29 protein-coding genes are annotated in these 25,514 nt (G+C 72.6%); 22 read left to right on the forward strand and 7 right to left on the reverse strand.

The annotated features are described in order from the left end of the window. Complete coding sequence (locus BAW75_RS29005; RefSeq protein ID WP_051611565.1) at positions 1-351, forward strand: hypothetical protein; 351 nt, start codon at positions 1-3, stop codon at positions 349-351. Then, positions 351-1,991 carry a sodium/solute symporter gene (locus BAW75_RS29010; protein WP_104115639.1) on the forward strand — a complete coding sequence of 547 codons (1,641 nt, stop codon included), beginning with the start codon at positions 351-353 and terminating at the stop codon, positions 1,989-1,991. The genes BAW75_RS29005 and BAW75_RS29010 overlap by 1 nt, the downstream gene beginning before the upstream one ends. 45 nt (positions 1,992-2,036) lie before the next feature. On the opposite strand, the gene BAW75_RS33120 is transcribed toward BAW75_RS29010, so the two are convergent. Continuing rightward, on the reverse strand, positions 2,037-2,894 hold the full coding sequence (locus tag BAW75_RS33120; protein ID WP_244206306.1) for a hypothetical protein: 858 nt from the start codon (positions 2,892-2,894) through the stop codon (positions 2,037-2,039). Continuing rightward, complete coding sequence (locus BAW75_RS29020) at positions 2,887-3,387, reverse strand: SigE family RNA polymerase sigma factor (protein ID WP_043327745.1); 501 nt, start codon at positions 3,385-3,387, stop codon at positions 2,887-2,889. Before BAW75_RS29020 ends, BAW75_RS33120 begins: the two co-directional genes overlap by 8 nt. A gap of 151 nt (positions 3,388-3,538) precedes the next feature. Between BAW75_RS29020 and BAW75_RS29025 the strand changes: the two genes are divergently transcribed. From BAW75_RS29025 to BAW75_RS29035, 3 genes are read left to right on the forward strand one after another with little or no spacing between them, the layout of a single operon-like run. Further along, entirely contained in the window at positions 3,539-4,303 is a 765-nt protein-coding gene (locus BAW75_RS29025; RefSeq protein ID WP_043327744.1) for an ABC transporter ATP-binding protein, read from the forward strand. Continuing rightward, the gene (locus BAW75_RS29030) at positions 4,288-5,976 is read left to right on the forward strand and encodes an ABC transporter permease (protein WP_104115640.1); all 1,689 of its coding nucleotides are present in this window, start codon (positions 4,288-4,290) and stop codon (positions 5,974-5,976) included. Before BAW75_RS29025 ends, BAW75_RS29030 begins: the two co-directional genes overlap by 16 nt. Next, positions 5,976-6,467: an SRPBCC family protein gene (locus tag BAW75_RS29035; RefSeq protein ID WP_043327742.1), complete on the forward strand. Its 492-nt coding sequence runs from the start codon at positions 5,976-5,978 to the stop codon at positions 6,465-6,467. The genes BAW75_RS29030 and BAW75_RS29035 overlap by 1 nt, the downstream gene beginning before the upstream one ends. A gap of 6 nt (positions 6,468-6,473) precedes the next feature. Here BAW75_RS29035 and BAW75_RS29040 read toward each other — a convergent pair whose 3' ends face one another. Then, positions 6,474-6,731 carry a hypothetical protein gene (locus tag BAW75_RS29040; RefSeq protein ID WP_043327741.1) on the reverse strand — a complete coding sequence of 86 codons (258 nt, stop codon included), beginning with the start codon at positions 6,729-6,731 and terminating at the stop codon, positions 6,474-6,476. Here BAW75_RS29040 and BAW75_RS29045 point away from each other — a divergent pair. The 12 genes from BAW75_RS29045 to BAW75_RS29100 all read left to right on the forward strand — a co-directional run bounded on the left by BAW75_RS29045 (position 6,721) and on the right by BAW75_RS29100 (position 18,593). Beyond that, entirely contained in the window at positions 6,721-7,317 is a 597-nt protein-coding gene (locus tag BAW75_RS29045) for a flavin reductase family protein (protein WP_338109332.1), read from the forward strand. The genes BAW75_RS29040 and BAW75_RS29045 overlap by 11 nt on opposite strands. Before the next feature lie 239 nt (positions 7,318-7,556). Beyond that, positions 7,557-7,925, forward strand: a complete 369-nt coding sequence (locus tag BAW75_RS29050; RefSeq protein WP_030499418.1) for a DUF485 domain-containing protein — start codon at positions 7,557-7,559, stop codon at positions 7,923-7,925. Further along, positions 7,903-9,576, forward strand: coding sequence for a solute symporter family protein (locus BAW75_RS29055; protein ID WP_104115642.1), 1,674 nt, complete (start codon positions 7,903-7,905; stop codon positions 9,574-9,576). The genes BAW75_RS29050 and BAW75_RS29055 overlap by 23 nt, the downstream gene beginning before the upstream one ends. Positions 9,577-9,642: 66 nt before the next feature. Beyond that, positions 9,643-10,620, forward strand: a complete 978-nt coding sequence (locus tag BAW75_RS29060; RefSeq protein WP_104115643.1) for an NAD-dependent epimerase/dehydratase family protein — start codon at positions 9,643-9,645, stop codon at positions 10,618-10,620. A gap of 73 nt (positions 10,621-10,693) precedes the next feature. Next, a complete protein-coding gene (locus tag BAW75_RS29065; protein WP_104115644.1) occupies positions 10,694-11,941 on the forward strand; it encodes an LCP family protein in 1,248 nt (415 codons plus the stop codon). Positions 11,942-12,144: 203 nt separating this feature from the next. After that, a complete protein-coding gene (locus tag BAW75_RS29070) occupies positions 12,145-13,359 on the forward strand; it encodes an LCP family protein (RefSeq protein ID WP_043327735.1) in 1,215 nt (404 codons plus the stop codon). A gap of 197 nt (positions 13,360-13,556) precedes the next feature. Further along, complete coding sequence (locus tag BAW75_RS29075) at positions 13,557-14,474, forward strand: LCP family protein (protein WP_244206307.1); 918 nt, start codon at positions 13,557-13,559, stop codon at positions 14,472-14,474. Between the two features lie 28 nt (positions 14,475-14,502). Beyond that, positions 14,503-14,838: a rhodanese-like domain-containing protein gene (locus BAW75_RS29080; RefSeq protein WP_104115659.1), complete on the forward strand. Its 336-nt coding sequence runs from the start codon at positions 14,503-14,505 to the stop codon at positions 14,836-14,838. A gap of 7 nt (positions 14,839-14,845) precedes the next feature. Then, on the forward strand, positions 14,846-15,637 hold the full coding sequence (locus BAW75_RS29085) for a glycerophosphodiester phosphodiesterase (protein ID WP_043327734.1): 792 nt from the start codon (positions 14,846-14,848) through the stop codon (positions 15,635-15,637). Between the two features lie 76 nt (positions 15,638-15,713). Next, positions 15,714-17,168: an ATP-binding protein gene (locus BAW75_RS29090; RefSeq protein WP_104115645.1), complete on the forward strand. Its 1,455-nt coding sequence runs from the start codon at positions 15,714-15,716 to the stop codon at positions 17,166-17,168. 63 nt (positions 17,169-17,231) lie between these two features. After that, entirely contained in the window at positions 17,232-17,648 is a 417-nt protein-coding gene (locus BAW75_RS29095) for an ATP-binding protein (protein WP_176722903.1), read from the forward strand. 60 nt (positions 17,649-17,708) lie between these two features. Beyond that, on the forward strand, positions 17,709-18,593 hold the full coding sequence (locus tag BAW75_RS29100) for a DUF5926 family protein (RefSeq protein ID WP_104115646.1): 885 nt from the start codon (positions 17,709-17,711) through the stop codon (positions 18,591-18,593). Between the two features lie 8 nt (positions 18,594-18,601). Here BAW75_RS29100 and BAW75_RS29105 read toward each other — a convergent pair whose 3' ends face one another. Further along, positions 18,602-19,816, reverse strand: coding sequence for an arginine deiminase (locus tag BAW75_RS29105; RefSeq protein WP_064448085.1), 1,215 nt, complete (start codon positions 19,814-19,816; stop codon positions 18,602-18,604). Positions 19,817-19,978: 162 nt separating this feature from the next. Between BAW75_RS29105 and BAW75_RS29110 the strand changes: the two genes are divergently transcribed. The 4 genes from BAW75_RS29110 to pheA all read left to right on the forward strand — a co-directional run bounded on the left by BAW75_RS29110 (position 19,979) and on the right by pheA (position 22,892). Then, on the forward strand, positions 19,979-20,716 hold the full coding sequence (locus tag BAW75_RS29110) for a hypothetical protein (RefSeq protein ID WP_043330823.1): 738 nt from the start codon (positions 19,979-19,981) through the stop codon (positions 20,714-20,716). Positions 20,717-20,860: 144 nt separating this feature from the next. Next, positions 20,861-21,313 carry a hypothetical protein gene (locus BAW75_RS29115; protein ID WP_030499431.1) on the forward strand — a complete coding sequence of 151 codons (453 nt, stop codon included), beginning with the start codon at positions 20,861-20,863 and terminating at the stop codon, positions 21,311-21,313. A 72-nt stretch (positions 21,314-21,385) separates the two neighbouring features. Next, the gene (locus tag BAW75_RS29120; protein WP_043327729.1) at positions 21,386-21,925 is read left to right on the forward strand and encodes a hypothetical protein; all 540 of its coding nucleotides are present in this window, start codon (positions 21,386-21,388) and stop codon (positions 21,923-21,925) included. A gap of 10 nt (positions 21,926-21,935) precedes the next feature. After that, the gene (pheA, locus tag BAW75_RS29125; RefSeq protein WP_104115647.1) at positions 21,936-22,892 is read left to right on the forward strand and encodes a prephenate dehydratase; all 957 of its coding nucleotides are present in this window, start codon (positions 21,936-21,938) and stop codon (positions 22,890-22,892) included. Between the two features lie 43 nt (positions 22,893-22,935). Here the strand turns inward: pheA and BAW75_RS29130 are convergent, their stop codons facing one another. From BAW75_RS29130 to BAW75_RS29140, 3 genes are all read right to left on the reverse strand, one after another. Continuing rightward, on the reverse strand, positions 22,936-23,655 hold the full coding sequence (locus BAW75_RS29130) for an AIM24 family protein (protein ID WP_043327727.1): 720 nt from the start codon (positions 23,653-23,655) through the stop codon (positions 22,936-22,938). Positions 23,656-23,741: 86 nt separating this feature from the next. Continuing rightward, positions 23,742-24,086: a metallopeptidase family protein gene (locus tag BAW75_RS29135; RefSeq protein ID WP_176722904.1), complete on the reverse strand. Its 345-nt coding sequence runs from the start codon at positions 24,084-24,086 to the stop codon at positions 23,742-23,744. Between the two features lie 89 nt (positions 24,087-24,175). Beyond that, positions 24,176-24,604: an OsmC family protein gene (locus BAW75_RS29140; RefSeq protein ID WP_013289315.1), complete on the reverse strand. Its 429-nt coding sequence runs from the start codon at positions 24,602-24,604 to the stop codon at positions 24,176-24,178. A 162-nt stretch (positions 24,605-24,766) separates the two neighbouring features. On the opposite strand from BAW75_RS29140, the gene BAW75_RS29145 reads away from it, so the two are divergent. After that, positions 24,767-25,459 carry a hypothetical protein gene (locus BAW75_RS29145; RefSeq protein ID WP_146074914.1) on the forward strand — a complete coding sequence of 231 codons (693 nt, stop codon included), beginning with the start codon at positions 24,767-24,769 and terminating at the stop codon, positions 25,457-25,459. The last annotated feature ends 55 nt before the right edge of the window (positions 25,460-25,514 follow it).

Consider the following 25,514-nt stretch of genomic DNA (forward strand, 5'->3'; position numbering starts at 1 on the left):
ATCGTGCTGGCCGAGGTCTCCCGGGCCGGCAGCCCGGCCGACCGCACCCGCTCCGAACTGGCCCAGCAGACCCCTGTGGGCGAGACGCTGGTGCAGGGACTGATGCGGGCCCAGCTCTCGCTCGCGTTGCGGCTCAGCCTGCTGGTGATGATCGGGCTCGGCGGCCTGCCGTGGCTGTTCGCCATCGCGCCCTCGGTCGGCCGGGTCACGGTGCTCGGGGTCAACCTGCCGTGGCTGCTGCTCGGCGTCGTGTCCTTCCCGTTCCTGATCGTGGTCGGGTGGGCGTACGTGCGGCTGGCCGAACGCAACGAGCAGGACTTCGTCGACCTGATCCGACGGCCGGAACGCTGATGTCCAACGGGTACGTGGTCCCGGCGATCGTCGCCGTCACGCTGGTCACCGTCGGCATCGGTTTCTACGGGCTGCGGCTGGCCCGCACCACGTCGGACTTCCTGGTCGCCTCCCGGGCGGTCAGCCCGACCTGGAACGCCGCCGCGATCGGCGGGGAGTACCTGTCGGCCGCGAGCTTCCTCGGCGTCGCCGGGCTGATCCTCAAGTACGGCGTGGACGTGCTCTGGTACCCGGTCGGCTTCGCCGCCGGATACCTCGCGCTGCTGCTGTTCGTGGCCGCGCCGCTGCGCCGCTCCGGCGCGTTCACGCTGCCCGACTTCTGCGAGGTACGGCTCGGCTCCCGGCGGCTGCGGACGCTCGCCACCGTCTTCGTGATCTTCATCGGCTGGCTCTACCTGGTGCCGCAGTTGCAGGGCGCCGGGCTGACCCTGGCCACGCTCACCGGCTCGCCGTACCCGCTCGGCGCGCTGCTGGTCGCCGTGGTGGTGACCGCGAACGTGGCGCTGGGCGGCATGCGGGCGATCACCTTCGTGCAGGCGTTCCAGTACTGGCTGAAGCTCACCGCGCTCGCCGTACCCGCGATCTTCCTGGCGTTGCAGTGGCAGGCCGACGCCCGCCCGGCGGTGACCCCGCCCGACGGGCCGACGTTCCGGACCGCGACCACCGTCGTGGTCGAGCACCGCGCGACGCTCACGCTGCCCGACGGCGACATCCGGGAGGTACGCCCCGGAGACCGCCTCGAATTCGCCGCCGGTGACCCGGTGCCGGAGGTGTCCGGCGCGGCGACCGGCCCCACCGAGTGGCTGCTGCCGGACACGGCGGGGGAGAACGACAGAGGGCTGTTCGCCACATACTCGCTGATCCTGGCCACGTTCCTCGGCACCATGGGCCTGCCGCACGTGCTGGTCCGCTTCTACACCAACCCCGACGGCGCCGCCGCCCGCCGCACCACGCTCGTGGTGCTGGCGCTCGTCGGCGTCTTCTACCTGCTGCCCACCGTCTACGGCGTGCTGGGCCGCATCTACACGCCGCAACTACTTGTCAGCGGCCAGACCGACGCGGTGGTGGTGCTGCTGCCCGGGGCGGCGCTCGGCGACGGCACCACCGGCCGGCTGCTCGCCGCGCTGGTCGCGGCCGGCGCGTTCGCGGCGTTCCTGTCCACCTCGTCCGGCCTGCTCACCAGCGTCGCCGGGGTGATCTCCACGGACGTGCTGGGCCGCGGCTCGGTACGCGGCTTCCGGCTCGCCACGGTGATCGCCGGCGGGGTGCCGGCGTTGCTCTCGCTGAACGTCTCCGGGCTGGACGTCTCGCAGGTGGTGGGGCTGGCGTTCGCGGTGGCCGCGTCGAGTTTCTGCCCGCTGCTGGTGCTCGGCATCTGGTGGCGCGGCCTGACCGACCTGGGCGCCGCCGCCGGGGTGCTGGTCGGCGGCGGCGCGGCGGTCGGCGCGGTCCTGCTCACGGTGATCTGGCCGCCGCTGACCGGATGGCCGGCGACGCTCACCACGCAGCCGGCCGCGTGGACGGTGCCGCTGGCGTTCGCGGTGATGGTGCTCGTCTCCATGGCCAGCCGGCGGCGTCTCCCGCGTGACGTCGGCGCCACCATGCTCCGCCTGCACACCCCGGAGTCGCTGCGCCTGTGAGGCGGGGCCGCGCTCGCTCGGCCCCGCCTCACCTCCGCGCACCCGTCAGCAGGTGTCCGTGCCGGCACACAGCCGGTTCGCCACCGACCGGGCGGTACGACGGGCCTCGGTGGGCGTGGTCTGGGAGTCGAGGCGGAGCTGCGCCACCAGATCGCCCTGCCGGACGAGGAGCCAGCGACCGGGCCGCCCGCCGACGTCGCTTCCCACCAGCACGCCGTCGTCACCGCCGAGCGACTCCGCCATGATCGACAGCGAGTCGCCCGGCTGCTCCATCTCGCAGCCCGTGACCAGCTTGCGGAGATTCTTCATCACCGTGGTGGCGGACGTGCCCGAGTGCCGGGTCACCCGCTGGACGATCCAGTCGGTGGGCGAGTTGAACGCCACCGACCGGGTGGCCACCTCCCCGTCGGACAGCGTCGGCGACTCGTTCACGCAGAAGGAGGACATGAACTCCAGGGACCAGTCACCGTCCACCTTTCCCGTCTGCATCGTGAAGCCCGTCGGCAGGTCGGCGAGCTGGAGCGTCGCCGCCGCCGGAATCGTCCGGCTCGGCGTACGGCTGGTCGGCCCGCCGCCGATGCTGGCGGCCGGCTCTCCCGCGGTGCGACTCGGCGTCGGCGCCCCGCTCGCCGACGGCTCGGCCGACGGCGTGGTGCTCGGCGTGGGCGCCGGCGTCGGCGTGATCGGATCGACTGTCGCCGGGGGCACCGGTGGCGGTGCGGCGTCCGGACGGGCCAGCACCACACCGGTCGCCACGACCGCGACGGCGACCGCGGCGGCCAGGCCGGCGGCGAGCTGGGTACGCCGGGTACGCTGCCGCCCTCGGCGGCGCACCTGCTCGGTGGGCGCCCAGATCAGATCCTCGGTGTCCTGGTAGAGGTCAGAGAAGATCGGGTCAGGCATTGCGGACCTCCTCCGGGAAGTTCACGTCGAGCAGGGCGGCGAGAGCCTTGCGGCCCCGGGCCAGGCGGGCCTTGACGGTGCCGCTCGGCACGCCGATCTGCGCCGCGATCTCCGCGACCGACAGGTCGGCCAGGTGGTAGAGGACGATCGCCTGCCGCTGGTCCGCCGACAACTGCCGCAACGCGCTGACCAGCGCGACAGTGTTCTCGGAGGGTGGCCGGACCGGAGGTGGTGGTCCGTGCCGCCGGTAGGCGACCACGCTGTTGCGGACCTTGCGCCACCGGTTGACCAGCAGGCGGTGCCCGACGGTGCGCACCCACGCCTCCGGGTCGTCGTACGTGCCGACCTGGGACCAGCGCTGCCAGGCCCGCGCGTACGCCTCCTGGGCGGCGTCCTGCGCCTCGCTCCGGTCGCCGCCGAGCGCGTACAGCACTGTCACCACGCGTTGTCTGCTGTTCCGGTAGAACTCCTCGAACCCACTGTCCGGATCCATCTCTCTCCCCGCTGCCGTTCGTACGCCTGACACCCCCCGCCGTGGTGGGCGGTTGCACGCCGTCGGCGATCCGACTCGTACCTCTCAGGGATGAGGCGAGATCATCCTGCCGTCCGAGCAGCCGTTGGGCGGGGACCGATACGGTCGGACCATGACCGACCAGCACCCCGCGCTCTCCCTTCGTGGCCTGGCCAAGCGCTTCGACACCAAGATCGCGGTGGCGGGCGTCGACCTCGCCGTGCCGACCGGCTCGTTCTACGGCCTGCTCGGACCGAACGGGGCCGGCAAGACCACCACGCTCTCCATGGCCGTCGGCCTGCTGCGGCCCGACGCCGGTGAGGCGCGGGTGCTCGGGTACGACGTCTGGGCCGACCCGGTACGCGCCAAGAGCCTGCTCGGCGTGATGCCGGACGGCGTACGCCTCTTCGACCGGCTGAGCGGGGCGGAGCTGCTCGCGTACCACGGTCTGTTGCGCGGCATGGACCCGGCGGTGGTCGACCAGCGGGCGGCGGAGCTGCTCGACGTGCTGGCGCTCTCCGACGCCGGGCGCACGCTCGTCGTCGACTACTCGGCCGGCATGAAGAAGAAGATCGGCCTGGCCTGCGCGTTGCTGCACGGCCCGCGCCTGCTGGTGCTGGACGAGCCGTTCGAGGCGGTCGACCCGGTCTCGGCCGCGCTGATCCGGGACATCCTGCACCGGTACGTCAGCGGCGGCGGCACGGTGATCTTCTCCAGTCACGTGATGGAGGTGGTCGAGCGGCTCTGCTCGCACGTGGCGATCCTGGCCGAGGGCCGGATCAAGCGGGTCGGCACGCTCACCGAGGTGCGCGGCGACCGGTCGCTGGAGGACGTGTTCGTGGAGGTCGTGGGCGGCCGGACCGCCACCGGGGAGGAGCTGTCGTGGCTGTCCCGGTGACCGTCCCCGAGCGGCCGGCCCGGCGCGTGTCGTCCCGGCACTTCGTCCGGCTCAAGCTGCGGGTGCTCGGCAACAACTTCCGGGGCCAGAAGTGGCGGATCGCGCTGTTCGTGCTGGGCCTGCTGCTCGGGCTCTGGTTCGCCGCCGTCGGGTTCTTCCTGCTCGCCACGCCGGGCCTGGCCGACGAGCCCCGGTACGCCCTGATGGTGGCCGCCTTCGGCGGTGGTCTGCTCACGCTCGGCTGGCTGCTCCTGCCGCTCGTCTTCTTCGGTGTGGACGAGACGCTCGACCCGGCCCGGTTCGCGCTGCTGCCGTTGTCCCGCCGCACCCTGGTCACCGGCCTGCTCGCCGCCGCTCTGGTGAGCGTGCCCGCGCTGGCGACGGCGCTCACCGCGGCCGGTCTGGTGGTCAGCGCCGGGCTGCTGGGCGGCTGGTCAGCCGCAGTGGTCGGCGCGCTCGGCGTGGTCGCCGGGCTGCTGGTCTGCCTGGCCGGGGCCCGCGCGCTGACCAGCGCGTTCGCCACGATGCTGCGGTCCCGCCGGGTACGCGACCTGGCGGCGGTGCTGCTCGCCGTCCTGGCCGCCCTGCTCGGGCCGTTGCAGTTGCTGGTGCTCGCCGCGGTGCAGCAGACCGACTGGGACCGGCTGGACGGGGTGGCCCGGGTGGTCGGCTGGACGCCGTTCGGCGCGCCGTGGACGGTCGGCGTCGACGTGGCCGAGGGCCGGCCCGGCGCGGCGGTCGCGAAGCTGCTGATCGCGGTCGCGACGCTCGGCGTACTCCTGTTCTGGTGGTCGCGGTCGCTGGAGTCGGCGATGGTGGGCGCGGCGAGCGCCGGCCCTTCGCGCGCGCCGCGCGGCGTGGCCGGCGGCGCGGTCACGCAGTTGTTCCCCCGCGCGGTGGGCTGGGCGCGGCGGGACCGGTTCGGGGCGCTCGTCGCCCGCGAGTGCCGCTACTGGTGGCGGGACGCGCGGCGGCGGGCCAACCTCATCACGGTCGCCGTGGTCGGTGTGTTCGTACCGGTGATGGTCAACCTCGGCGGCGTCTCGTTCTCCACCGAGGGCGGGGCGGAGTTCGGTGGCGGCGACTCCTCACCGGCGCTGGTCAGCCTTTCCATGATCTTCGTCGGGGTGCTCGCGTCGCTGACGCTGGCCAACCAGTTCGGCTTCGACGGCAGCTCGTACGCCGCGAACCTGGTCGCCGGGGTGCCCGGGCGGGTGGAGCTGCGGGCCCGGATGACCGCGTTCTCGATCTACGTGGTGCCGATGCTCGTCGTGATCGCGGTCGCGCTGGCGCTCTTCCTGGGGCGTCCCGCATGGCTCGGCGTGATGGGTGGCGCGTTGGCCGCCGCGTACGGCTGCGGGCTGGCGATCAACGGGTTCGTGTCGGTGCTCGGCGCCTACTCGCTGCCCGAGTCGAGCAACCCGTTCGCCATGAACAGCGGCGCGGGGTTCACCAAGGGCCTGCTCACGCTGGTTTCCATGGTCGCCTCCGCGGTGGTGGCGGTGCCGTTCGTGGTGGCCGCCGCGCTGCTCGGCGACGTGTGGCTGTGGCTGGCGCTGCCGATCGGACTGGCGTACGGGGTGGGCGCGGCGCTGCTCGGCGCGTACCTCGCCGGGGACACACTGGACCGCCGGCAGCCGGAGCTGCTGGCCACCGTCACGCCGAGGCGCTGATGCCGGTCGTCGAGGCGGTCACCACGGTTCCGATCCCGCCGGAGTTGGCGTTCGCGGTCTCCCAGACCGTCGCGCCGGTCCGCTACCGCTGGGATCCGTTCGTCCGTGAGCAGCACTTCGTCGACGGCGCGACGGCGCCCGGCCGGGGCGTGCGCACGTACACCCGCTCCCGGCACGGCCTGGTCATGGTCAGCGAGTACGTCTCCTGGTCACCGCCGACGAACGTCGGCATGAAGATGGTGCGCGGGCCGTGGTTCTTCGAGCGGTTCGGCGGCGGCTGGCGCTTCGCGCCCGGCCCCGAGGCCGGCACCACGATCGCGACCTGGCGGTACAACTTCCGCTGCCGCCCGGCGTTCCTGCGCCCGGTGGCCGAGCGGATCGGGGTGTGGCTGCTCGGGCGCGACATCCGCCGCCGGATCGCCGGGTACGCGGCCGGATGCGCGGACCCGGAGGTGCTGGCCGCCGCCCGCCGCCTGCTCGCCGACGGCTGATCCCGGTTACGCGGTGCGGCGCATCGCCGCGTAGACGTGGTGGCCGTCGCCGACGCTCGTCATGGTGACCAGCTCCCAGCCGTAGTTGGACAGGTGCTCGACCGCTTCCATCAGCGGCTGGAACGCCCGGCGGCCCCAGGTGTTGTTCGCCCGGACCAGCAGGTGCCGGTGTGGATAGGCACGCAGGTCGACCTGACCGCCGAGGACGGCGTCGGCGGCGACGACCCGTTCCTGGGCGAGTTGCTGCGGGGGGATGAGACTCATGCCCGGCAGGGTATGGCGTTGCGTCGAACCCCGCCCGGCAGCGGGCGGCACAATGTTTCACGTGAATCCAGAGCCGGGCGCGCAGATCCATTCCACCGACCCGTTCGCGGCGCCGGCCGGGCAACGCTCGCCGGCACGGCGGCTGTCCGGCCGGCTGGCGGCCCCGGTGACGCTCTGGACCGCGCCCGGCCCGGCCGGGCTGACTGTCTCGTCCACGCTGGTCGCCGAGGGCGAGCCGGACCGGCTACTCGGCCTGGTCGACGCGGAGTCGGACCTGTGGGCGGCCATCGAGGAGGCGGGGCGGTTCGCGGTGGCCCCGCTGGGCCCGCAGCACCGGCAGCTCGCCGACCGCTTCGCCGGCCTGTTCCCGTCGCCCGGCGGCCTGTTCGCGCTGGACGCCTGGACCGAGACGCCGTACGGGCCGGTGCCGGCGGACGCCGGCGGGTGGGCGGGGTGCCGGCTCGACACCGCCCGCGAGTACGGCTGGGGCCTGCTGGTCGAGGCCACCATCGAATCGGTGGACCTGCCCCGGGACACCCCCCCGTTGCTGCACTACCGGGGCCGTTACCACGACCTCCCCGGCTGACCCCTCTACTCCGACGATCATGAAGTTGGCCGCGTTCCGCGTCCGATTTGTCGCCGCCAACCTCATGATCGACGGGGTTCGGGTGACCGGTTAGCGGAGTGATGTGGGTCACTCGGCGCAGCCGGAGCGCCGTTCGGCGCAGCCGTTCGCCGCCGGGCGGTGGAGCCTTCCCGGGCGGGGAGCGCGCTCTCTACCGTGCGCGAAACTCCCCCCACGCCTGCGAAGGTGGTGATCCACAGATGTCCACGGACACACCCGCGTCCGCGCCCGCCGAGTCGGCGGCGGAACGGTACCTCGCCGTCCAGCGGTCCGACGAGTTCGCCGGGTTGCGGCGCGCGCTGCGCGGCTTCATCTTCCCGATGACCGTCGCGTTCTTCCTGTGGTACGCGCTCTACGTCATCCTCTCCGCGTACGCGCGGGGATTCATGGGCACGAAGCTGATCGGCAACATCAACGTCGCCCTGGTCTTCGGCCTGCTCCAGTTCGTCTCCACGTTCGTCATCGCCTGGCTCTACTCCCGGTTCGCCAACCGCCGGATCGATCCGGTCGCCGACCGGATCCGCGACGAGATCGGGGAGGTGACCCATGAACACGGTCCTCGCGGCTGAGGCGGGCAGCACCACCGCCCGGAACCTCACCATCACGCTGTTCCTGGTCTTCGTGGCGATCACGCTGGCGATCACCGTCTGGGCCAGCCGGCAGACCAAGACCGCCACCGACTTCTACGCCGGCGGCCGGTCGTTCTCCGGTTTCCAGAACGGCATGGCGATCGGCGGCGACTACATGTCGGCGGCGTCCTTCCTGGGCATCGCCGGCATCATCGCGCTCTACGGCTACGACGGCTTCCTCTACTCGATCGGCTTCCTGGTCGCCTGGCTGGTGGCGTTGCTGCTGGTGGCGGAACTGCTGCGCAACTCCGGCCGGTACACGATGGCGGACGTGCTGGCGTTCCGGATGCGGCAGCGGCCGGTCCGGACCGCGGCGGCGGTCTCCACCATCACCGTGTCGATCTTCTACCTGCTGGCCCAGATGGTCGGCGCCGGCGCGCTCGTCGCGCTGCTGCTCGGCATCAAGCCGGGCACCACCTTCCTCGGCATGGACGCCGACACCGCCAAGGTCGCCACGATCATCATGGTCGGCGCCCTGATGATCATCTACGTGACGGTCGGCGGCATGAAGGGCACGACGTACGTGCAGATCGTCAAGGCGTTCCTGCTCATGGGCGGCGCGCTGGTGATGACGCTGCTGGTGCTCGCCAAGTACAAGTTCAACCTGTCCTCGCTGCTCGGCGACGCGGCCAGCGCCTCGGGCAAGGGAGCGGCGTTCCTCGAACCCGGGCTGCGCTACGGCGTGGAGACACCCGGCGACGCGCTGAAGACGTTCTACAGCAAGATGGACCTGCTCTCGCTGGGCATCGCGCTGGTCCTCGGCACGGCCGGCCTGCCGCACATCCTGATCCGCTTCTACACCGTGCCGACCGCGCGGGCGGCCCGCAAGAGCGTGCTCTGGGCGATCGGCATCATCGGTGCGTTCTACCTGCTCACCCTGGCCCTCGGCTTCGGCGCGGCGGCGATCGTCGGCGGGCAGGCGATCACCGAGCAGGACAAGGCCGGCAACACGGCCGCGCCACAGCTGGCCGAGGCGCTCGGCGTGGACTTCCTCGGCGGGAACCTGGGCGGGGCGACACTGCTGGCGATCATCGCGGCGGTCGCGTTCGCCACGATCCTCGCCGTGGTCGCCGGGTTGACGTTGGCGTCGTCGTCCAGCCTGGCGCACGACTTCTACGCCAACGTGGTGAAGAAGGGTGAGGCGTCGGAGCGGCAGGAGGTGAACGTCGCCCGGATCTCCGCGCTGGTGATCGGCGCGGTCTCGATCGTCCTGTCCATCTTCGCGCAGAACCTGAACGTGGCGTTCCTGGTCGCGCTGGCGTTCGCGGTGGCCGCCTCGGGCAACCTGCCGGCGATCCTCTACAGCCTGTTCTGGAAGCGGTTCAACACCTCGGGCGCGGTCTGGGCGATCTACGGCGGCCTGCTCTCCGCCGTGCTGCTCGTCTTCTTCTCGCCAGTCGTCTCCGGCGCGCCGACGGCGATGTTCCCCGACCACGACTGGCAGTGGTTCCCGCTGTCGAACCCGGGCATCATCTCGATCCCGTTCGGCTTCCTGTGCGGCTGGCTCGGCACGATCCTGTCCAAGGAGAGCGACGAGGAGAAGTACGCGGAGCTGGAGGTGCGCTCGCTCACCGGAGCCGGCGCGCACTGATCGGCACGTCGAGCGGGGCCCCTGCCGTACGCGGGGGCCCCGCCTCGCGTGTATAGGCTGACCGCCATGAAGGTCGCTCCCCGCTTCGGTAGCGGACACCGCATCCTGGTCACCGGCGGCGCCGGTTTCGTCCCGTCCCACCTGGTCGACCGGCTCGTCGAGCGCGGCTGCACGGTAGTGGTGCTGGACAACTTCGTCACCGGGTCCAAGGAGAACGTGGCCCACCTGCTGGACAAGCCGACCTTCACGCTGGTCGAGGCGGACATCTCCGACGGCCTGCCGCACCACCCGGCGATGGCCGAGCGGTTCGACGCGATCCTGCACATGGCGTCCCCGGCCAGTCCCACCGACTTCGAGAAGCTGCCGGTGGAGATCCTCCGGGTGGGCTCGGTGGCCACGCTGGCGCTGCTGGAGCGGGCCACCGACGACGGCGCGCGGTTCCTGATGGCCTCCACCTCCGAGGCGTACGGCGACCCGAAGGAGCACCCGCAGCGGGAGACGTACTGGGGCAACGTCAACCCGATCGGCATCCGGAGCGTCTACGACGAGGCGAAGCGCTTCTCCGAGGCGGCCACCATGGCCTACCACCGCAGCCGGGGCACCGACACTGCGATCGTGCGGATCTTCAACACGTACGGCCCGCGGATGCGCCCGGACGACGGCCGGGCCATCCCGACGTTCATCTCCCAGGCGCTGCGCGGCGAGCCGATCACCGTGCACGGCACCGGCAACCAGACCCGCTCGATCTGCTACGTCGACGACCTGGTGCGCGGCATCCTGCTGCTGCTCGACTCGACGCAGACCGGTCCGATCAACTGCGGCACCGAGCACGAGATGTCGATGCGGCAACTGGCCGAGACGATCGTGTCACTCACCGGAAGCACGTCCGAGGTGAGCTACATCACTCGCGCCTCCGATGACCCGGAGATGCGCCGACCGGACCTGACCCTCGCCCGCGAACTGCTCGGATATGAGCCGAGCGTCACTCCCGAAGACGGACTCCGGCGCACGATCGAGTACTTCCGCGGGCGGCTCGGGTACTGAACCGCCCGGGACGCGGCTGACATCGGCGCGCGTCCGGGGGCGTCGGTGGCCCGGCCGACCTACCCTCGGTTACATGTCAGCGACCTCGTCTGCCGGCGCTCCCTTCCCGCACCCCCTGAACCGGGACGCGGGCCGCGCTCCGGTTCCCGGCTCCGGCCGGGGCGCCGCCGGGCGCGCCCGCACCTCGGATGCCCGCTGGTATCCCCCGCGCGACGAGGCGCCCCGCTCGGGGCGTACCGGCGGTCCGGTGGGACCGACCGGACCCGGCGGCCCGGGCGACGGCGGTCCGGGCGGCCCGGGCCGGCGCGGCCCGCGACCGCGCTGGGGACGCATCGGCCTGGTGGCCGGCGTCGCGGTGCTGGTGCTGGCGCTGCTCGGCGGCCTCGGCGCCTGGTTCTACGCCCGCAACCTCGACGACGACCTGGCCCGCACGGACCCGTTCGCCGGGATCACCGGCGGGCGCCCGGCCAAGCAGGTCGACGGCGCGTTCAACATCCTGCTCGTGGGCAGCGACTCGCGGGATCCGGACGCTCCGGTCGACGGCTCCGGCAAGTGGCGCGCGGACACCCTGATCGTCATGCACATCCCGGCCGACCACAAGCGGGCCTACCTGGTCTCGGTGCCGCGTGACCTGTACGTGCCGATCCCGGAGAGCGCGGGCGCGTCCTGCGACTCCGGCTCCCGCAACAAGATCAACGCGGCGTTCGCGTTCGGCGGCCTGCCGCTCGCGGTGAAGACCGTGGAGTGCTTCACCGACGTACGGATCGACCACGTGATGGCCATCGACTTCGGCGGCTTCAAGGAGGTCACCGACGCCCTGGGCGGGGTCGACCTGAAGGTGGAGCGGACCATCACGTCGATCCACAAGCCGTACCGGACGTTCACCAAGGGCGTGAACCACATGAACGGCGCCGAGGCGCTGGACTGGGTCCGGCAGCGCAAGCAGTTCCCGGACGGCGACTTCGCCCGGATGCGGCACCAGCAGGAGTTCCTGAAGGCGCTGATGGACAAGGCGGCGAGCACCGGGACGCTCACGAACCCGAAGAAGCTGAACGACTTCCTCAAGGCGGTGACCGCCGCCGTCACGGTCGACCAGGGATTCTCGTTGACCGACATGGCAGTGCAGTTCCGCAGCCTGCGGGGCGAGAACCTGACGTTCGTCACCAGCCCGCACCTGGGTGGCCAGACCATCGACGGCCAGTCGGTGGTGGTCTCCGACCGGGAGAAGGCGCTGGCGATGTACAAGGCCATCGCCGCGGACCGGATGGCCGAGTGGATGCAGGCCAACCAGAAGGGTTCGGGCGACGACACGGGCGGCTGACGCCGGCACGACATGACCGGGAACGAGCGCTAGGACCTCACCACCACGGAGGCCAACCGCCGACCGGCTCCTTACCCCTGCCCGTTCGGCCACAACCCGAGGATGTAGGCCGGTATTGACGGGAATTGCGAGCCTACGAGGTCGCGAATACGGGAACAGATACGTAAAGTGGTCCCGCCCCCGATCACCGAGCTGGAGCACGCATGTCGGTCCAGACCAGCCGTCGCCCGCAGTCACCGGCACCCGGATCATCCGGGCGGGTCCCTCCGGTCATCCCCACACAGCCCGGTTCCGGCGGTCGCGGTCCCGGTGGTGGCAAGAAGAAGCGCACCAAGCGCAAGGACCCGCTCTGGGCGAAGCTCACGCTGGTGCTCGGCGCCGTGCTGATGGTGACCAGCGGCGTCGCCATCGTCGGCAGCAAGGCGGTCATCGGCCAGGCCACCGACAACATCGCCCAGCGCAACCTGCTCGGCGGCGCGGGCAAGAGCGAGGCCGAGGGCGGCAACAGCCTCGAGGGCCCGATCGACATGCTGCTGCTCGGTGTGGACGCCCGCGAGCGCTGGGCCGCCGACGACGTCCGGTCGGACACGATCATCATCCTGCACATCCCGGCCAGCCACGACCAGGCGTACCTGATCTCGATCCCCCGGGACACCGAGGCGCGTATCCCGGCGTTCGAGAAGAGCGGCTACAAGGGCGGCACCGACAAGATCAACGCGGCCTTCTTCCACGGCGCCCAGAACGGCGGCGGCTGGGAGGGCGGCGCCCAGCTGATGGCCAAGACGATCAAGTCGATGACCGGGATCGGTTTCGACGGCGCCGCGATCATCAACTTCGGCGGCTTCAAGAGCGTGATCGACGCGCTCGGCTCGGTACGCATCTGCGTGAGCCACGAGGTCAAGTCGCACCACATGTCGTACGTCGACGGCAAGCCGATGTGGAACGCCGACGCGAAGAAGACCGGCAAGCCGTACAAGGCAGTGGTGCACAAGAAGGGCTGCCGGGAGATGCAGGGCTGGGAGGCGCTCGACTACTCCCGCCAGCGCTACGGCCTGCCGAACAGCGACTACGACCGGCAGCAGAACCAGCAGCAGCTGATCAAGGCGATGGCCAAGAAGGCCACCGAGGGCGGCATGCTGACCAACCCGATCAAGCTGAACTCGCTGATGAAGGCCGCCGGCAAGGCGTTCGTCCTGGACACCGGCGGCGTGCCGATCGCGGACTTCATCTTCACGCTCAAGAACCTCAACGGGAACGACCTGGTCACCCTGCGGACCAACGGCGGCACGTTCGCCGGCAACAGCAACGGCCGGGAGACGTTCAACGAGACGACCATGGACATGTTCCAGGCGGTCAAGAACGACAAGCTGGCCGACTTCGTGGTGAGCAACCCGGACGTCCTCTCCACCCGTAAATGACCCGCTGACCTGCGCGAAAGCGCCATCGGTCGGCCGATCCCCCCGTAGCCTGACGTGAGCGGGTCTCATGTCGCGGCTACGGGGGGATCGTCACGTCCAGGCCAGCACGGAACCGACGCGGGCGGGGCGCACCCGCCCGCTGGGCCCGGTTCCTGCTCGGCACCGGACTCGTCCTGGTCCTGCTCGCCGCGCTCGGCGTGGCCGGGCTGAACTGGCTCACCCACCGCTACGACCGCACTGTGGCCAAGGAGCAACTGCTCGACCCGGCCGCCCGGAACAAGCGGACAGACCTGGACGGCGCGCTCAACTACCTCCTCATCGGCTCCGACCACCGGCCCGGCGCGAACCCCGAGGACCAGCGCTCCGACAGCATCCTGATCGTGCATGTGCCGGCCGGCATGCGGCAGGCGTACCTGATCTCCGTGCCGCGCGACCTGCTGGTGGCGCTCCCGGCGGCGCCCGGCTTCCCCGGCGGCCAGGACAAGGTCAACGCCGCGTACGAGCACGGCGGCGGGGGCGAGGGCGGCGCACGGCTGCTCAGCACCACGCTGGCCCGGCTCACCGGCATCCGCTTCGACGGCGCCGCGCTCGTCGACTTCTCCGGTTTCAAACAGGTGATCGACGAACTCGGCGGCATCCGGATGTGCGTGGACACGCCGGTGCGCTCGATCCACACGAAGCACCAGTTCGACGCCGGCTGCCAGCAGATGGACGGCGCCCGGACGCTCGACTACGTCCGCCAGCGCTACGACCTGCCCGGCGGCGACTACGACCGGCAGCGCCACCAGCAGCAGATGCTCCGGGCGGTGCTCGACCGGGCGGGCGAGACCCACCTGCGCACCGATCCGGTGAAGCTCGACCGGGTGCTGCGCGCGGCCGGCGGAGCGCTGACCGTGGACACCAACGGCGTACCCCTGGACGAGCTGCTGTTCGCGTTGCGTGGGCTACCGGCGGACGCCCTGCGCGGCGTCCAGGTGCCCTCGTACCCGCAGACCATCGACGGCGTCTCGTACGTGGTGCTGGACAACGGCGGCGGCGGTCTGTTCACCGCGCTGCGCGACACCCGGATGCCGCAGTGGGCCGGCGCGAATCCGCGCTGGGTCAACCGGCTGTGAGCGGTCCGGGCGGCTAGGCTTGGTGACCGTGTTCGGAGCCTCACTACCAAGCGTCCCCGCGTCGGCCGTGCCCGACGACGTCTACCTGCTCGACGTCCGCGAGGACGACGAGTGGGCCGCCGGCCACGCGCCGGCCGCCCGTCACCTGCCGATGACCGAGCTGCCCGCCCGGCTGGCCGAGATCCCGCAGGACCGCGACGTGGCGGTGATCTGCCGCTCCGGCGGCCGCTCCGCCCAGGTCGTCGGCTATCTGCTGCGTAACGGCTGGGACCAGGTGCGCAACGTCGAGGGCGGGATGGGCGACTGGGCCGCCGCCGGCCGCCCGGTGGTCACCGACGACGGGCAGCCGGGGCTGGTCGCCTGAGGCGGTCATGACCGTCCCCCTGGTCTTCGCCCACCGCGGCGCCTCGTACGACCTGCCGGAGCACACGCTCGCGGCCTACCTCCGTGCCATCGAGGAGGGCGCGGACGGGCTGGAGTGCGACGTCCGGCTGACCCGTGACGGGCACCTGGTCTGCGTGCACGACCGCCGGCTGGACCGCACCAGCAACGGGCACGGGCTGGTCAGCGCGCGTACGCTCGCCGAACTGGACGCGCTCGACTTCGGCTCCTGGCACCGGGCCGCGACGCTCGCCGAGGACGACGAGCCGCTGGACGAGTCGCACACCCGGCTGCTCACGCTGGAGCGGCTGCTCGACGCGGTGCTCGACGCCGGGCGGCCGGTCCGGCTGCTGATCGAGACCAAGCACCCCTCGCGTTACCGGGGCGAGGTCGAGCGCCGCCTGGTCACGCTGCTGCGCCGGTACGGGCTGGACGAGCCCCGCCCGGGCCACCGGGTCCAGGTGACTGTGATGTCGTTCTCGCCGCTGGCCGTACGCCGGATGCGGGAACTCGCCCCGGCGCTGCCCACGGTGCTGCTGCTGGAGGTGCTGCCGCGGCTGCTGCCGCTGGGCCGGCTGCCGTTCGGCGCCCGGATCGCCGGTCCCGGCGTGGACCTGGTCCGGGCCCGCCCGCGCCTGGTTCCCTCGCTGCGCGCGGCCGGCCACTCGGTGTACGTGTGGACCGTCAACGAGCCGGAGGATCTGGAACTCGTGCTGGAAGCCGGCGTGGACGGGGTGATCACGGACCGGCCGGCCCGTGCGCTGGCCCGGTTGGGCCGGTGAGTCCGGTCGATCGGTATCGGCCACGGTCGACCGGCCGGGGGTGTCCGGGAGGGCTGCCGCGCGGCACACTCGGGACATGCCGGAGCGAACCGACTACCCCGCCCTCATCGCCGGCCACACGACTGTGATCAACATGATCAACGCGGGCGAGTCCGGTCCCGCAGTGCTCAACCGCCTGCTCCACGAGGTCGGACCGGCGGTGGGCGCGGCCGGTCTGGTCTTCGTGGAGTTCACCCCGGCCGGCGGACGGGTGATCGCGGCGACCGGCCGCGCCGAGTTCGTGCTCGGCCGACCGCGGCCCGCCACCGACCCGGCCACCGTCTGCCTGCTCGCCGGGCCGCCGGTGCGGGAGGTCCGGGTCGACGCGATCCCGGGCGCGCTCGCCGACGAGGTGGCCGGCCGGGGGCTCAGCCGGATGATCGTGGCGCGTGCCGAGATCGGCGGTCTCACCGTCGGCAGCCTGCACGCGCTCTACCCGCTGGGCGAGCCGCCGGATGCCGCGCAACGCGCCGTGATCGGCTACGTGGCCGCGTGCGTCGCGCACATGTACGGCGACCAGACGGGCCTGCCGGTGCACGGGGACGGCCCGGTGGTGGCGGCGCTCGCCGACGGGCTGGCCGTGGTGGACCGCGACGGGCGGATCCGGCTCTGGAACCCGGCGGCGGTCCAGGTGACCGGCCGTCCGGCGGAGGAGGCGCTGAGCCGCCCGCTGCCGTTCCCGCTGCCGCCGCCGGGCCAGGTGCTCGACCACCGGATGCCGGACGGGCGCTGGCTGCGGATCACCTCCGGCGAGCTGCCCGGCCCGAACGCGCTGCGCGTGGTCACCTTCCGCGACGTCACCGACCAGCAGCGGCGCGACCACGACCGCGATCTCTTCGTGGCGGTGACCAGCCACGAGCTGCGGACCCCGGTCACCGTGATCAAGGGGTACGCGGACACCCTCACCGACCACTGGGACTCGCTGAGCGACGACGACCGCCGGCAGGCCGCGCGGATCATCGGCCAGCGCGCGAACGAGCTGGCCCGCCTGGTCGACAGGCTGCTGACCGCCGCCACCGAGAACCGTCCCGGCGGGGAACCGGCCGCGCCGTTCGACCTGGTCGACGCGCTGCGCGCGGCGGCGACGGACCTGCCGGCCGACATCCGGCACCGGGTCGTGCTCGACCTGCCGGCCGACCTGCCCAAGGCGCTCGGCGACCGGCACAGCCTCGCCACAGTGCTCACCGAGCTGGGCACGAACGCCGGGAAGTACTCACTGCCGGACACCCCGATCGAGGTCACCGCCGAGGCGAACGAGCGGACCGTCTCGTTCCGGGTGGCCGACCGGGGCATCGGCATCCGCCCGGAACACGTGGAGCGGGCCTTCGACCGGTTCTGGCAGGGCGAGTCCGGTGACCGCCGGCGGTATCCGGGCGCGGGACTCGGTCTCTATCTCGTCCGCCAGATCGTTGAACAGCAGAATGGATGGGTATCCCTCCGGCCCAGAGCCGGTGGCGGTACGGTCGCAGAGGTGCGGCTGCCGCGGGGTTGACCCGGCGCTCGCAGACGGGGAAGGAACGACGTGTCGACTGGTCCGCCCGAACGGTCGTGGTGTGTGGTGGTGCCCCACGACCCGACCGGCGCGCGTCTGGCCCGGCACCGGCTCGCCGACGAGCTGACCGGCGTCGTACCCCCGATTCTGCTGGCCGACCTGGTCGCGGTCCTCGCCGAACTGGTCGGCAACGCGGTCCGGCACGCCGACGCGCTGCCCGGCGGCGTGGTCCGGGTGGCCTGGCGGCTGCGGGTCACCGAGGAGGGGCCGAGCATCCAGCTCCGGGTCACCGACGGTGGTTCCGGCGCCGGCCCGTGCATGCGGGCCGCCTCGCCGGACGCGGCGGACGGGCGGGGCCTGCACATCGTCGCCGGGCTCGCCAGCGGCTGGGGCGTGGAGCGCGACGGCCTGGGCCAGAGTGTCTGGGCACGGTTCGATCCGGCCCCGGCGCACCGGCCGGGCCTGGTCGCGGCCGGCTGAACGCACGGGCAGGCGGGTCCTGCCCCCACCCGCGCGGCCCGGCATCTAGGCTGTCTCGCCATGAGCAAGCGTCGGAAGAACCAGCGGGTCGGCGAGAGCACCCCCAAGCGGGAGAAGGTGCGCGACGTCTTCGTGCCCCGGCCGTTCGAGGGCCTGGTCGACGAGCCGGAGTGGATCGCCCTGCGTGAGCTGGTCCCGGCCGCGTCCGCGCCGCTGCGGCTCACCCCGGAACTGATCGAGGAGTACGGCGACCGCCCGGTCACGCCGACCACCGTGCTGCCGATGGCCGCCCCGGCGATGACCAAGCCGGACGGGCGCGTCTTCGTCGGTCTGCAGCGGCACCAGCAGTCCGGCGACGTCTCCCGGGACCTGGCCGACGCGCTGATCTCCGCGCTGCGCACCGAGCCGGGCGGCCAGGTGAGCGTGCCGCCGCTGCCCGGGCCCGGCCCCCGCCTCCAGGACATCCTGGTGGACGGCCCGCTGGAGATCACCATGCACGACGGGTTCGACTTCTGGCTCGACCCGGGCGCCGCCGACGACCCGAACGTGCAGGCGTCCCTGGAGCGGGCCAACTCGGCCATCTACCCGACCGTGAAGCTGGCCGCCGCGCGGGCCGCGTACTGGTGCCAGGTGCCGGAGAAGGCCCACGTGCGGATGGTCCTGCCGGAGGACGAGGACGCCGCGCTGGACGCGCTGTCCCGGCTCGGCGCGGCCGGCGCGCTGACGCTCGGCGACGACACGAAGTTCGCCGGCATGTTCCGGGCGCACGGCCGTCTCGCGCCGGTCTGGGACCTGCCGGAGGACACCCCGGCCGCCGAGTGGGAGGCGCCGCTGGCGGAGTTCGCCAAGCGTTACGCCGAGGCGGTCGCCGAGCAGGCGCCGCTGGACGCGGCCGGCCGCCGGTCGCGGCAGGGGCTGCTCGGCCGCCAGCTGACGCTGCGCTGACGTTCCGGTCAGGCGGCCCCGCCCTTCTCCCGCACCAGCGGGCAGGACATGCAGCGCGGGCCGCCGCGCCCGGAGCCCAGCTCCGATCCGGCGATCGCGATCACCTCGATGCCGGCCCGTTCCAGTTGCGCGTTGGTCTCCACGTTGCGCTCGTACCCGACGCAGAGCCGGGGCGCGAGCGCGAGCGTGTTGTTGCCGTCGTCCCACTGCTCGCGTTCGGCGGTGACCGGGTCGAGGCCGGTGTCGATCACCCGGAGCTGATCGAGGTCCATCGCGTCGGCGGCGGCGCGCAGGAACGGCGCCGGGCCGTCGACCCGCAGGTCGTCGCCGTCCGCGCCGACGATCACCGTGTACGCGGACAGCTCGTTGGCGATGTTCGGGTACATCAGCACGGCGTCGGTGTCGACCATCGTGCAGACCGTGTCCAGGTGCATGGTGGCACGCTCCTGCGCGATCGGGACCACCAGGATGGTGTGCGCCAGGCCGGCGGCGAACACCTGCCGGGCCAGCCGCTCCGCGCCGGCCGGGGTGGTGCGTTCGCCGACGCCGACGGCGAGCACCCCCGGGGCGAGCAGCAGCACGTCGCCGCCCTCCAGATGCTCCAGCCGCGGGTGGTAGACGAACTCGGTGCCGACGAACCGGGGGTGGTAGCGGTAGATCGCGTCGGTGAGCGTGGTCTCCCGCCGCCGCGCCGGCATGGCCAGGCTGGTGACACCGACCCGGTCCCCGATCCACACCGACGAGTCGCGGGTGAACAGCAGGTTCGGCAGCGGATCGATGACGAAGTCGTGCCGGTCCATCAGGGTCCACACGAGACCGCCGGGTCGGTCGCCGCCGATGCGCAGCTCCTCGTGGGCGAGGCCGGCGATCAGCACGTCGGCCAGCCCGGCCGGGTCCAGGTACGCCAGGTGGTCGGCGACCCGGCGCCGCAGGGTGTGGCCGAGCCGGCGGGACCGCAGCACCTGCTCGGTCAACTCGGCCCGGGCGTCCGGCACGGCGAGCGTCTCGGCCAGCAGGTCGGCCAGGTAGAGCACCTCGACCCCGCGGGACCGCAGCGCCGCCGCGAACGCGTCGTGCTCCTCCTGCGCCCGTCCCACCCACGGGATGGCGTCGAACAGCAACGAGTCGTTGTTGCGTGGGGTGAGGCGGGCGAGTTCCGGTCCCGGGCGGTGCAGCAACACCGTCCCGAGCCGGGCGACTTCGCTGTCCACATAGTGGGTCACCCCCGCAGCCTAGGGCAGGCTTGCGCACCATTCGGAAAAGAAGCGTGGATGAATATGGCATTCATCCACACTCACTCCGGCGCCCCGGCTTGCCGAGCCCCCGGGGGCGCAACGTAGGGTAGTGGAGACATAACTTCGAGAGACCTTTTGCCGGAGGTCGCGATGACTGTCTTTCCCGCTCGTCGAGCCGTACCGAGCAGGGCACTGCCGCCCCGCACGGTGCCGCACACCCGGGTCGAGCCCACGTCGGTGCTCGAACCGGCCCGACCGACTCCACTGGAGTGGGCCCGGCGTCGCCGGGCGGAGCGGGGGGCCCGCCGGTTGGAAGCCGCCGGGGCCCGCGCCCTCGGCCAGCTCGACCACCTCGGGCCCGCCTGGCACGTCATCGAGTGGCCCCGGACGGACCCGGCCGACATGCTGCTCGACCGCGTCCGCGACGACCGGGCCGGGTTCCTGGCCATCGGCCCGAGCGGCCTGTTCGCGGTCACCATCGCCGACCACGGCCGCGCGCGCGTGCTCGTCGCCGGTGACGTCGTGCAGATCAACGGCAAGCGCCCGCCGTACGTGGCGGAGGCGCGCCGGGACGCCAAGCGGGCCAGCAAGGCCCTCTCCGACGCGGTCGGCCTGCCGATCCCGGTCACGCCGGTGCTGACGTTCGTCGGCTCCGGCGTGATCAGCGTCTACGGGCTGCCGAAGGACTGCCTCATGGCCACCCACCGGGAGCTGGACCGCCTGCTCGTGGCCGGCGGGAACCGGATCAGCCCGGCCACCGCCGAGAAGCTGTCCCGCGTGGCCCAGGCGCCGTCGACGTGGTTCAACGGCACGTACCGTCCAACCGCCGACTACCGGTGGTACGACGAGGGCCGAACGGCCGCTGACAAGCGGGCCGCCCGCCGGTAACGTCTCCGGCGACGCCACGCGGCCCCCGGCTCCGCCCCCGACTGGTTCCGTCGGTCCGCGTCGTCGCCGGCCGCCCGGCAGCCGATGCTCCCGCCGCACCGACCGGCTAGCGTGGACAGACCGTCGGTGTACATAGGAGGCGCGGTGGCCCACGTCGAACTCTCACTCTCGGACGTGTTCGCGCCCCCGGCGGGCTCCACCGAGCAGGAGTCCGACAACTTCGGGCAGTGGTCCGGCATGGTCTCCCGAGCCGCCGAGCCGTGCCTGCTGATCGACGCCGGCACCACGGTCGTGGCGATCTCCTCGTCCGGCTGCGCGCTGCTCTGCCTGGGCGCGCCGGGGGACGTGATCGGCCTGCCGCTGCTGGAGGGCGGCCTGCGCCTGGTGGACTTCACGGCCAGCCCGAGCGAGCTGACCGAGCAGGAGACCGACAAGATCCCGCCGCTGCTCGCGCTGCACTCCGGGCGACTCGCCCGGGGTCTGCTCCGCGTGCAGGGCCCCAACTCCGACGCCGGCCGCACGGTCGACGCGATCTCCACCCCGGTGCTCACCGACGGCGTGGTGGCCGGCTCGCTCACCTTCCTCTCCGCGGTCTGACCGGCACGCTTCCACCCGGGCCCGGCCTCCTCCTACGATGGGCTCGGCCCCGCCGTACGACGACATCCCTCGATGCCGAGGACGCCCACCGTGCTCCGCACCCCCCACCCCGGTCGCCGGCACCGCCCACTGGCGCTGCTGGCGGTGCTCGCCCTCGCCGCCTGCGGCGCGCCGCCCGAGCTGCGCACGCCGCCCGCCGTCGCCACGCCCGCGCCGGTCCCGTCGACGTCCGCCACGCCCACCCCGAGCGCCACGACGGTGGCACCTGTCACACCGTCCGCGCCCGTGCTCTCCCCGTCCACGCCGGTGACGGCGACGCCGTGCCGGGGCCGGCCGTCCGGCGACCGGATCGTCGCGCTGCTGCGCGGGTCCGCCGGAGTGCTGCCCCGCGACGTCCGGGTCACAGTGGCCACCGGTCCGCTCTGCGCCGAAGGGTGGCAGTACACCGTGCTGGCGGTCACCGGACACGAGGAGCTGCAGGTCGTCACCCGGGGCGGCAGCGGCACGCCGACGCTGGTGACGGCCGGGACGGACGTGTGCGGCGTCGAGGTGCGGACCCTCGCGCCGCCCGGCATCCGTACCCTGGCCTGCGACGGCACGCCGGGTGCGTAGGCTGGTCGGCATGCCGGGAACACCGCCGACCCGCTTCGTCTACCTGGGCCCCGAGGGCACCTTCGCCGAACAGGCCCTGCGAACGGTGCCCGCCGCCGAACGCGGGGAGCGCACACCGGCGCGCAGCGTCGGCGAGGCGCTCGACGCGGTACGCGCCGGCGACGCGGACGCGGCCCTGGTGCCGCTGGAGAACTCCATCGGCGGCGCCGTCGGCGTGACGCTCGACGAGCTGGCCGAGGGCGACCCGTTGGTGATCACCCGCGAGGTCGTCCTGCCGGTGGAGTTCGTGCTCGCCGCCCGGCCCGGCACCACGCTCGCCGACGTGCGCGGCGTGGCCGCCCACCCGCAGGCGTCCACCCAGTGCCGGGGCTGGCTGCGCGAGCACCTGCCCGACGCCACAGTTGTCGACGTGCTCTCCAACGGCGCCGCGGCGGCCGGCGCGGCGAGCGGCGAGTACGACGCCGCCATCTGCGCCCCGATCGGCGCGACCCGGCACCGGCTGGCGGTCCTCGCCGACAAGATCGCCGACCATCCGGACGCGGTGACCCGCTTCGCGCTGGTGTCCCGCCCCGGGCCGCCTCCGCCGCCGACCGGTGACGACCTCACCTCGCTGGCCGTCTACATCGCGCACGACCGGGTGGGCGCGCTGCTGGCGGTGCTCATGGAACTGGCGGTGCGGGGCGTGAACATGACCCGCATCGAGTCCCGCCCCACCGGTGAGGCGCTCGGCCGGTACGTGTTCTTCCTGGACTGTGCCGGGCACGTCGCCGACGTACGCCTCGGCGAGGCGTTGCAGGGGCTGCGCCGGGTCTGCGCCGACGTGCGGTTCCTGGGGTCGTACCCCCGGCACCGCTGGAACGCGGCGGCGGGTGACCGGTCGGCGGCGGTGCCCACCGGGCCCTCCGACCTCGACTACGCCGACGCGGCGGCCTGGGTGGCCCGGCTGCGGTCCGGCGAGCTGAGCTGACCGGCCCGGGGCGACCACGGCGGGCGCCCCGGGCACCGGAGGGTCACTGCAGCAGGCCGCCGAGCACGCCGCCCTGCTGCTGGGTGCCGCTGCCGGCCACCGGAGGCTCCTCCGAGGGCTGGACGACGACGAAACCCTGACCGGCGAAGCTCATCGTGAACGCCTCACCGGTGCTGCGGCCGAGCAGCGTGCCGAGGCCGAGCTGCTCGGCGCGGTGGTAGCCGGTCTGGAGGTTCGCCGACCAGCAGACCGCCGCCTGCGGGTCCACGTACGTCGGCGCGTCCACGTTGAGCACCACCGGGGTGCCCTTGGTGGTGATGGCGATCCGGCCGTGCCCGGTGAACACGCAGTTGAACAGGCCGGAGGAGGACGCGAAACCGGCGCCGCCGACCATCTTGATGTCGTACTGCAGGGTCGAGTCGAAGGCCAGCACGCTGGAGCCGTTGATGGACAGCGCGTCGCCCGGCTCCAGGTCGATGACGTGCACGTCCTTGGCGAAGTCGGCGAGGAACACGTCGCCGCGCCCGGAGACCTTCATCAGCGGCACGCCCTCACCGGTGAGGCGCTGCTTGATGAACTTGCCGATGCCGCCGGAGCCCAGGGCCTGGAACTGCACCTGGCCCTGGTAGGCGACCATCGAGCCGACGCGGGCCATCGCCTCGCCGTTCAGCTCGATCTTCAGCATCTTGGAGTTCTGCAACCGCATGCCCGGCTGCTGGGACTCCTTCTCAAGGTTCTCCGCGGAGAACAGCGCGCTGCGCATGGGTTTTCCTCCTGGGTCAGAATGTGCCTGACCACGGAGGTTAGGGGACCGGCGCAACCGCCGGAATCAGCCGGGCGGGGACCCGGTCAGCCCCAGCCCAGGGCGTGCAGACGCTCGTCGTCGATGCCGAAATGGTGGGCGATCTCGTGCACCACGGTCACCGCGACCTCCTCGACGACGTCGTCGTCGGTGTCGCAGATCGCCAGGATCGGATTGCGGTAGATCAGGATGCGGTCGGGCAGCACGCCGGAGTAGTCCCAGCCGCGATCGGTGAGCGCGTGCCCCTCGTACAGGCCGAGCAGGTCCTCGCCCGGCGGCGGGTCGTCCTCGACCAGGATGACCACGTTGCTCATGAGCCCGAGCAGCTCCTCGGGCACCTCGTCGAGTGCCTCGCCGACCAGTTCCTCGAACCGGTCCCGGCTCATCTCCACGGCCACGCGGCCCGGTCACTCCCCCAGAATCGGCACGTCACACGGCGAGGGCGGCCCGCAGGACACTCCCGCCGTGCCGTACGTGATGGTCAGGCCAGGCGGGCGTTCAGCGTGATCTGCGCGCCCGGCGACAGCAGCCGGGAGATCGGGCAGTTCTCCTTGGCCGCCTCGGCCAGCTTGGTGAACTCGGCCTGGTCGATGCCCGGAACCTGACCGACGGTCTCCAGGTCGATCCGGGTGACTGTCATGCCGGCGTCGGTCTTGTCGAAGTGCACCTTGGCGGTGGTCTCCACCGCCGTTTCCTGGGCGCCGGCGTCGGCGAGCTGCTTGGACAGCGCCATCGAGAAGCAGCCGGCGTGCGCGGCGCCGATCAGCTCCTCGGGGTTGGTGCCCTCGCCCTCCTCGAAGCGCGACTTGAAGGAGTAGTTGCCGGACAGGCCGCCCTTGCCGGTGCGGACGGTGCCGGACCCCTCGGTGAGGTTGCCCTGCCAGCGAGCGGATGCGGTACGGATAGGCATGGCACGACGCTACGCGAAAGCGGGCCGCGTCGCACCGCACCTGTGGACCACGATCCGGGCCGTCGGGTGTGTGCTGTGCCATGATTCGACGCAGGCCCGCGTACGGGAAGGGTGGCCATGTCACAGGATCTCCCCGTCCCCCGCCAGGAGAAGCGAATCCCCGTGCGGGACGACGACACCACTGTCGTCGAGTGGGGTGACGCCGAGCCGGAGTCCCCCGGCCGGGCCGGACGCTCGCTCGCCGCCCTGGGCCGGGACCGCCGCCTGCCGACAGTGCTCGCCGGGCTCGCCACGGTGGCCGCTGTCGCCTCGCTGATCGGCGAGTGGCTGATCATCACGGTGCCGGCCGAGGCCCGGGACGACGACGCGCCCACCCGGCTGACCAGTGGCATCTCCGAGATCGGCGGGTTCGGGGTGGCGTACCTGGTGGGCCTGCTCGGGCTGTCCGTGGCGCTGGCTCTGGCGCTGCGCGGCGCCCCGGCGGTCCGTCGGCACGCCGCGCTCGCCGGGCTGGGCCTGTCGGCGGGCGTGCTCGGCGTGCTGGTCGCGAGCGCCGCCTCCCTCGAGCAGCTGGCCCGGCGCATCCTGTTCTTCGTCGGGGACCAGCGCCTCGACGTGGAGCACGGGCGCGGCCTGGTCACCGCGTTCCTCGCCGTGGCGCTGCTGGCCGCCGCGCTGCACCTGGCCGGCCGGAGCGCCGGGGACACGCCCGCCGACGAGGAACCGGACCACGACCACCCGGACGACCGGCCCGCCTGGCGGGGACGCGCCGCCACGGACGACCTGCCGCCGGCCCCCGCGGACCTGACGGTGCAGCCCACGGTGCCGTTCGCGGACCCCGACCGGTCCCGCTGACGCCGCATACGTCGGCCACCGCGGCTTCGCCTCCGATTCGCCGGAAAGCCGTGGT

Origin of the sequence: Micromonospora chalcea, from assembly GCF_002926165.1 — a bacterium.
Classification (GTDB): domain Bacteria; phylum Actinomycetota; class Actinomycetes; order Mycobacteriales; family Micromonosporaceae; genus Micromonospora; species Micromonospora chalcea.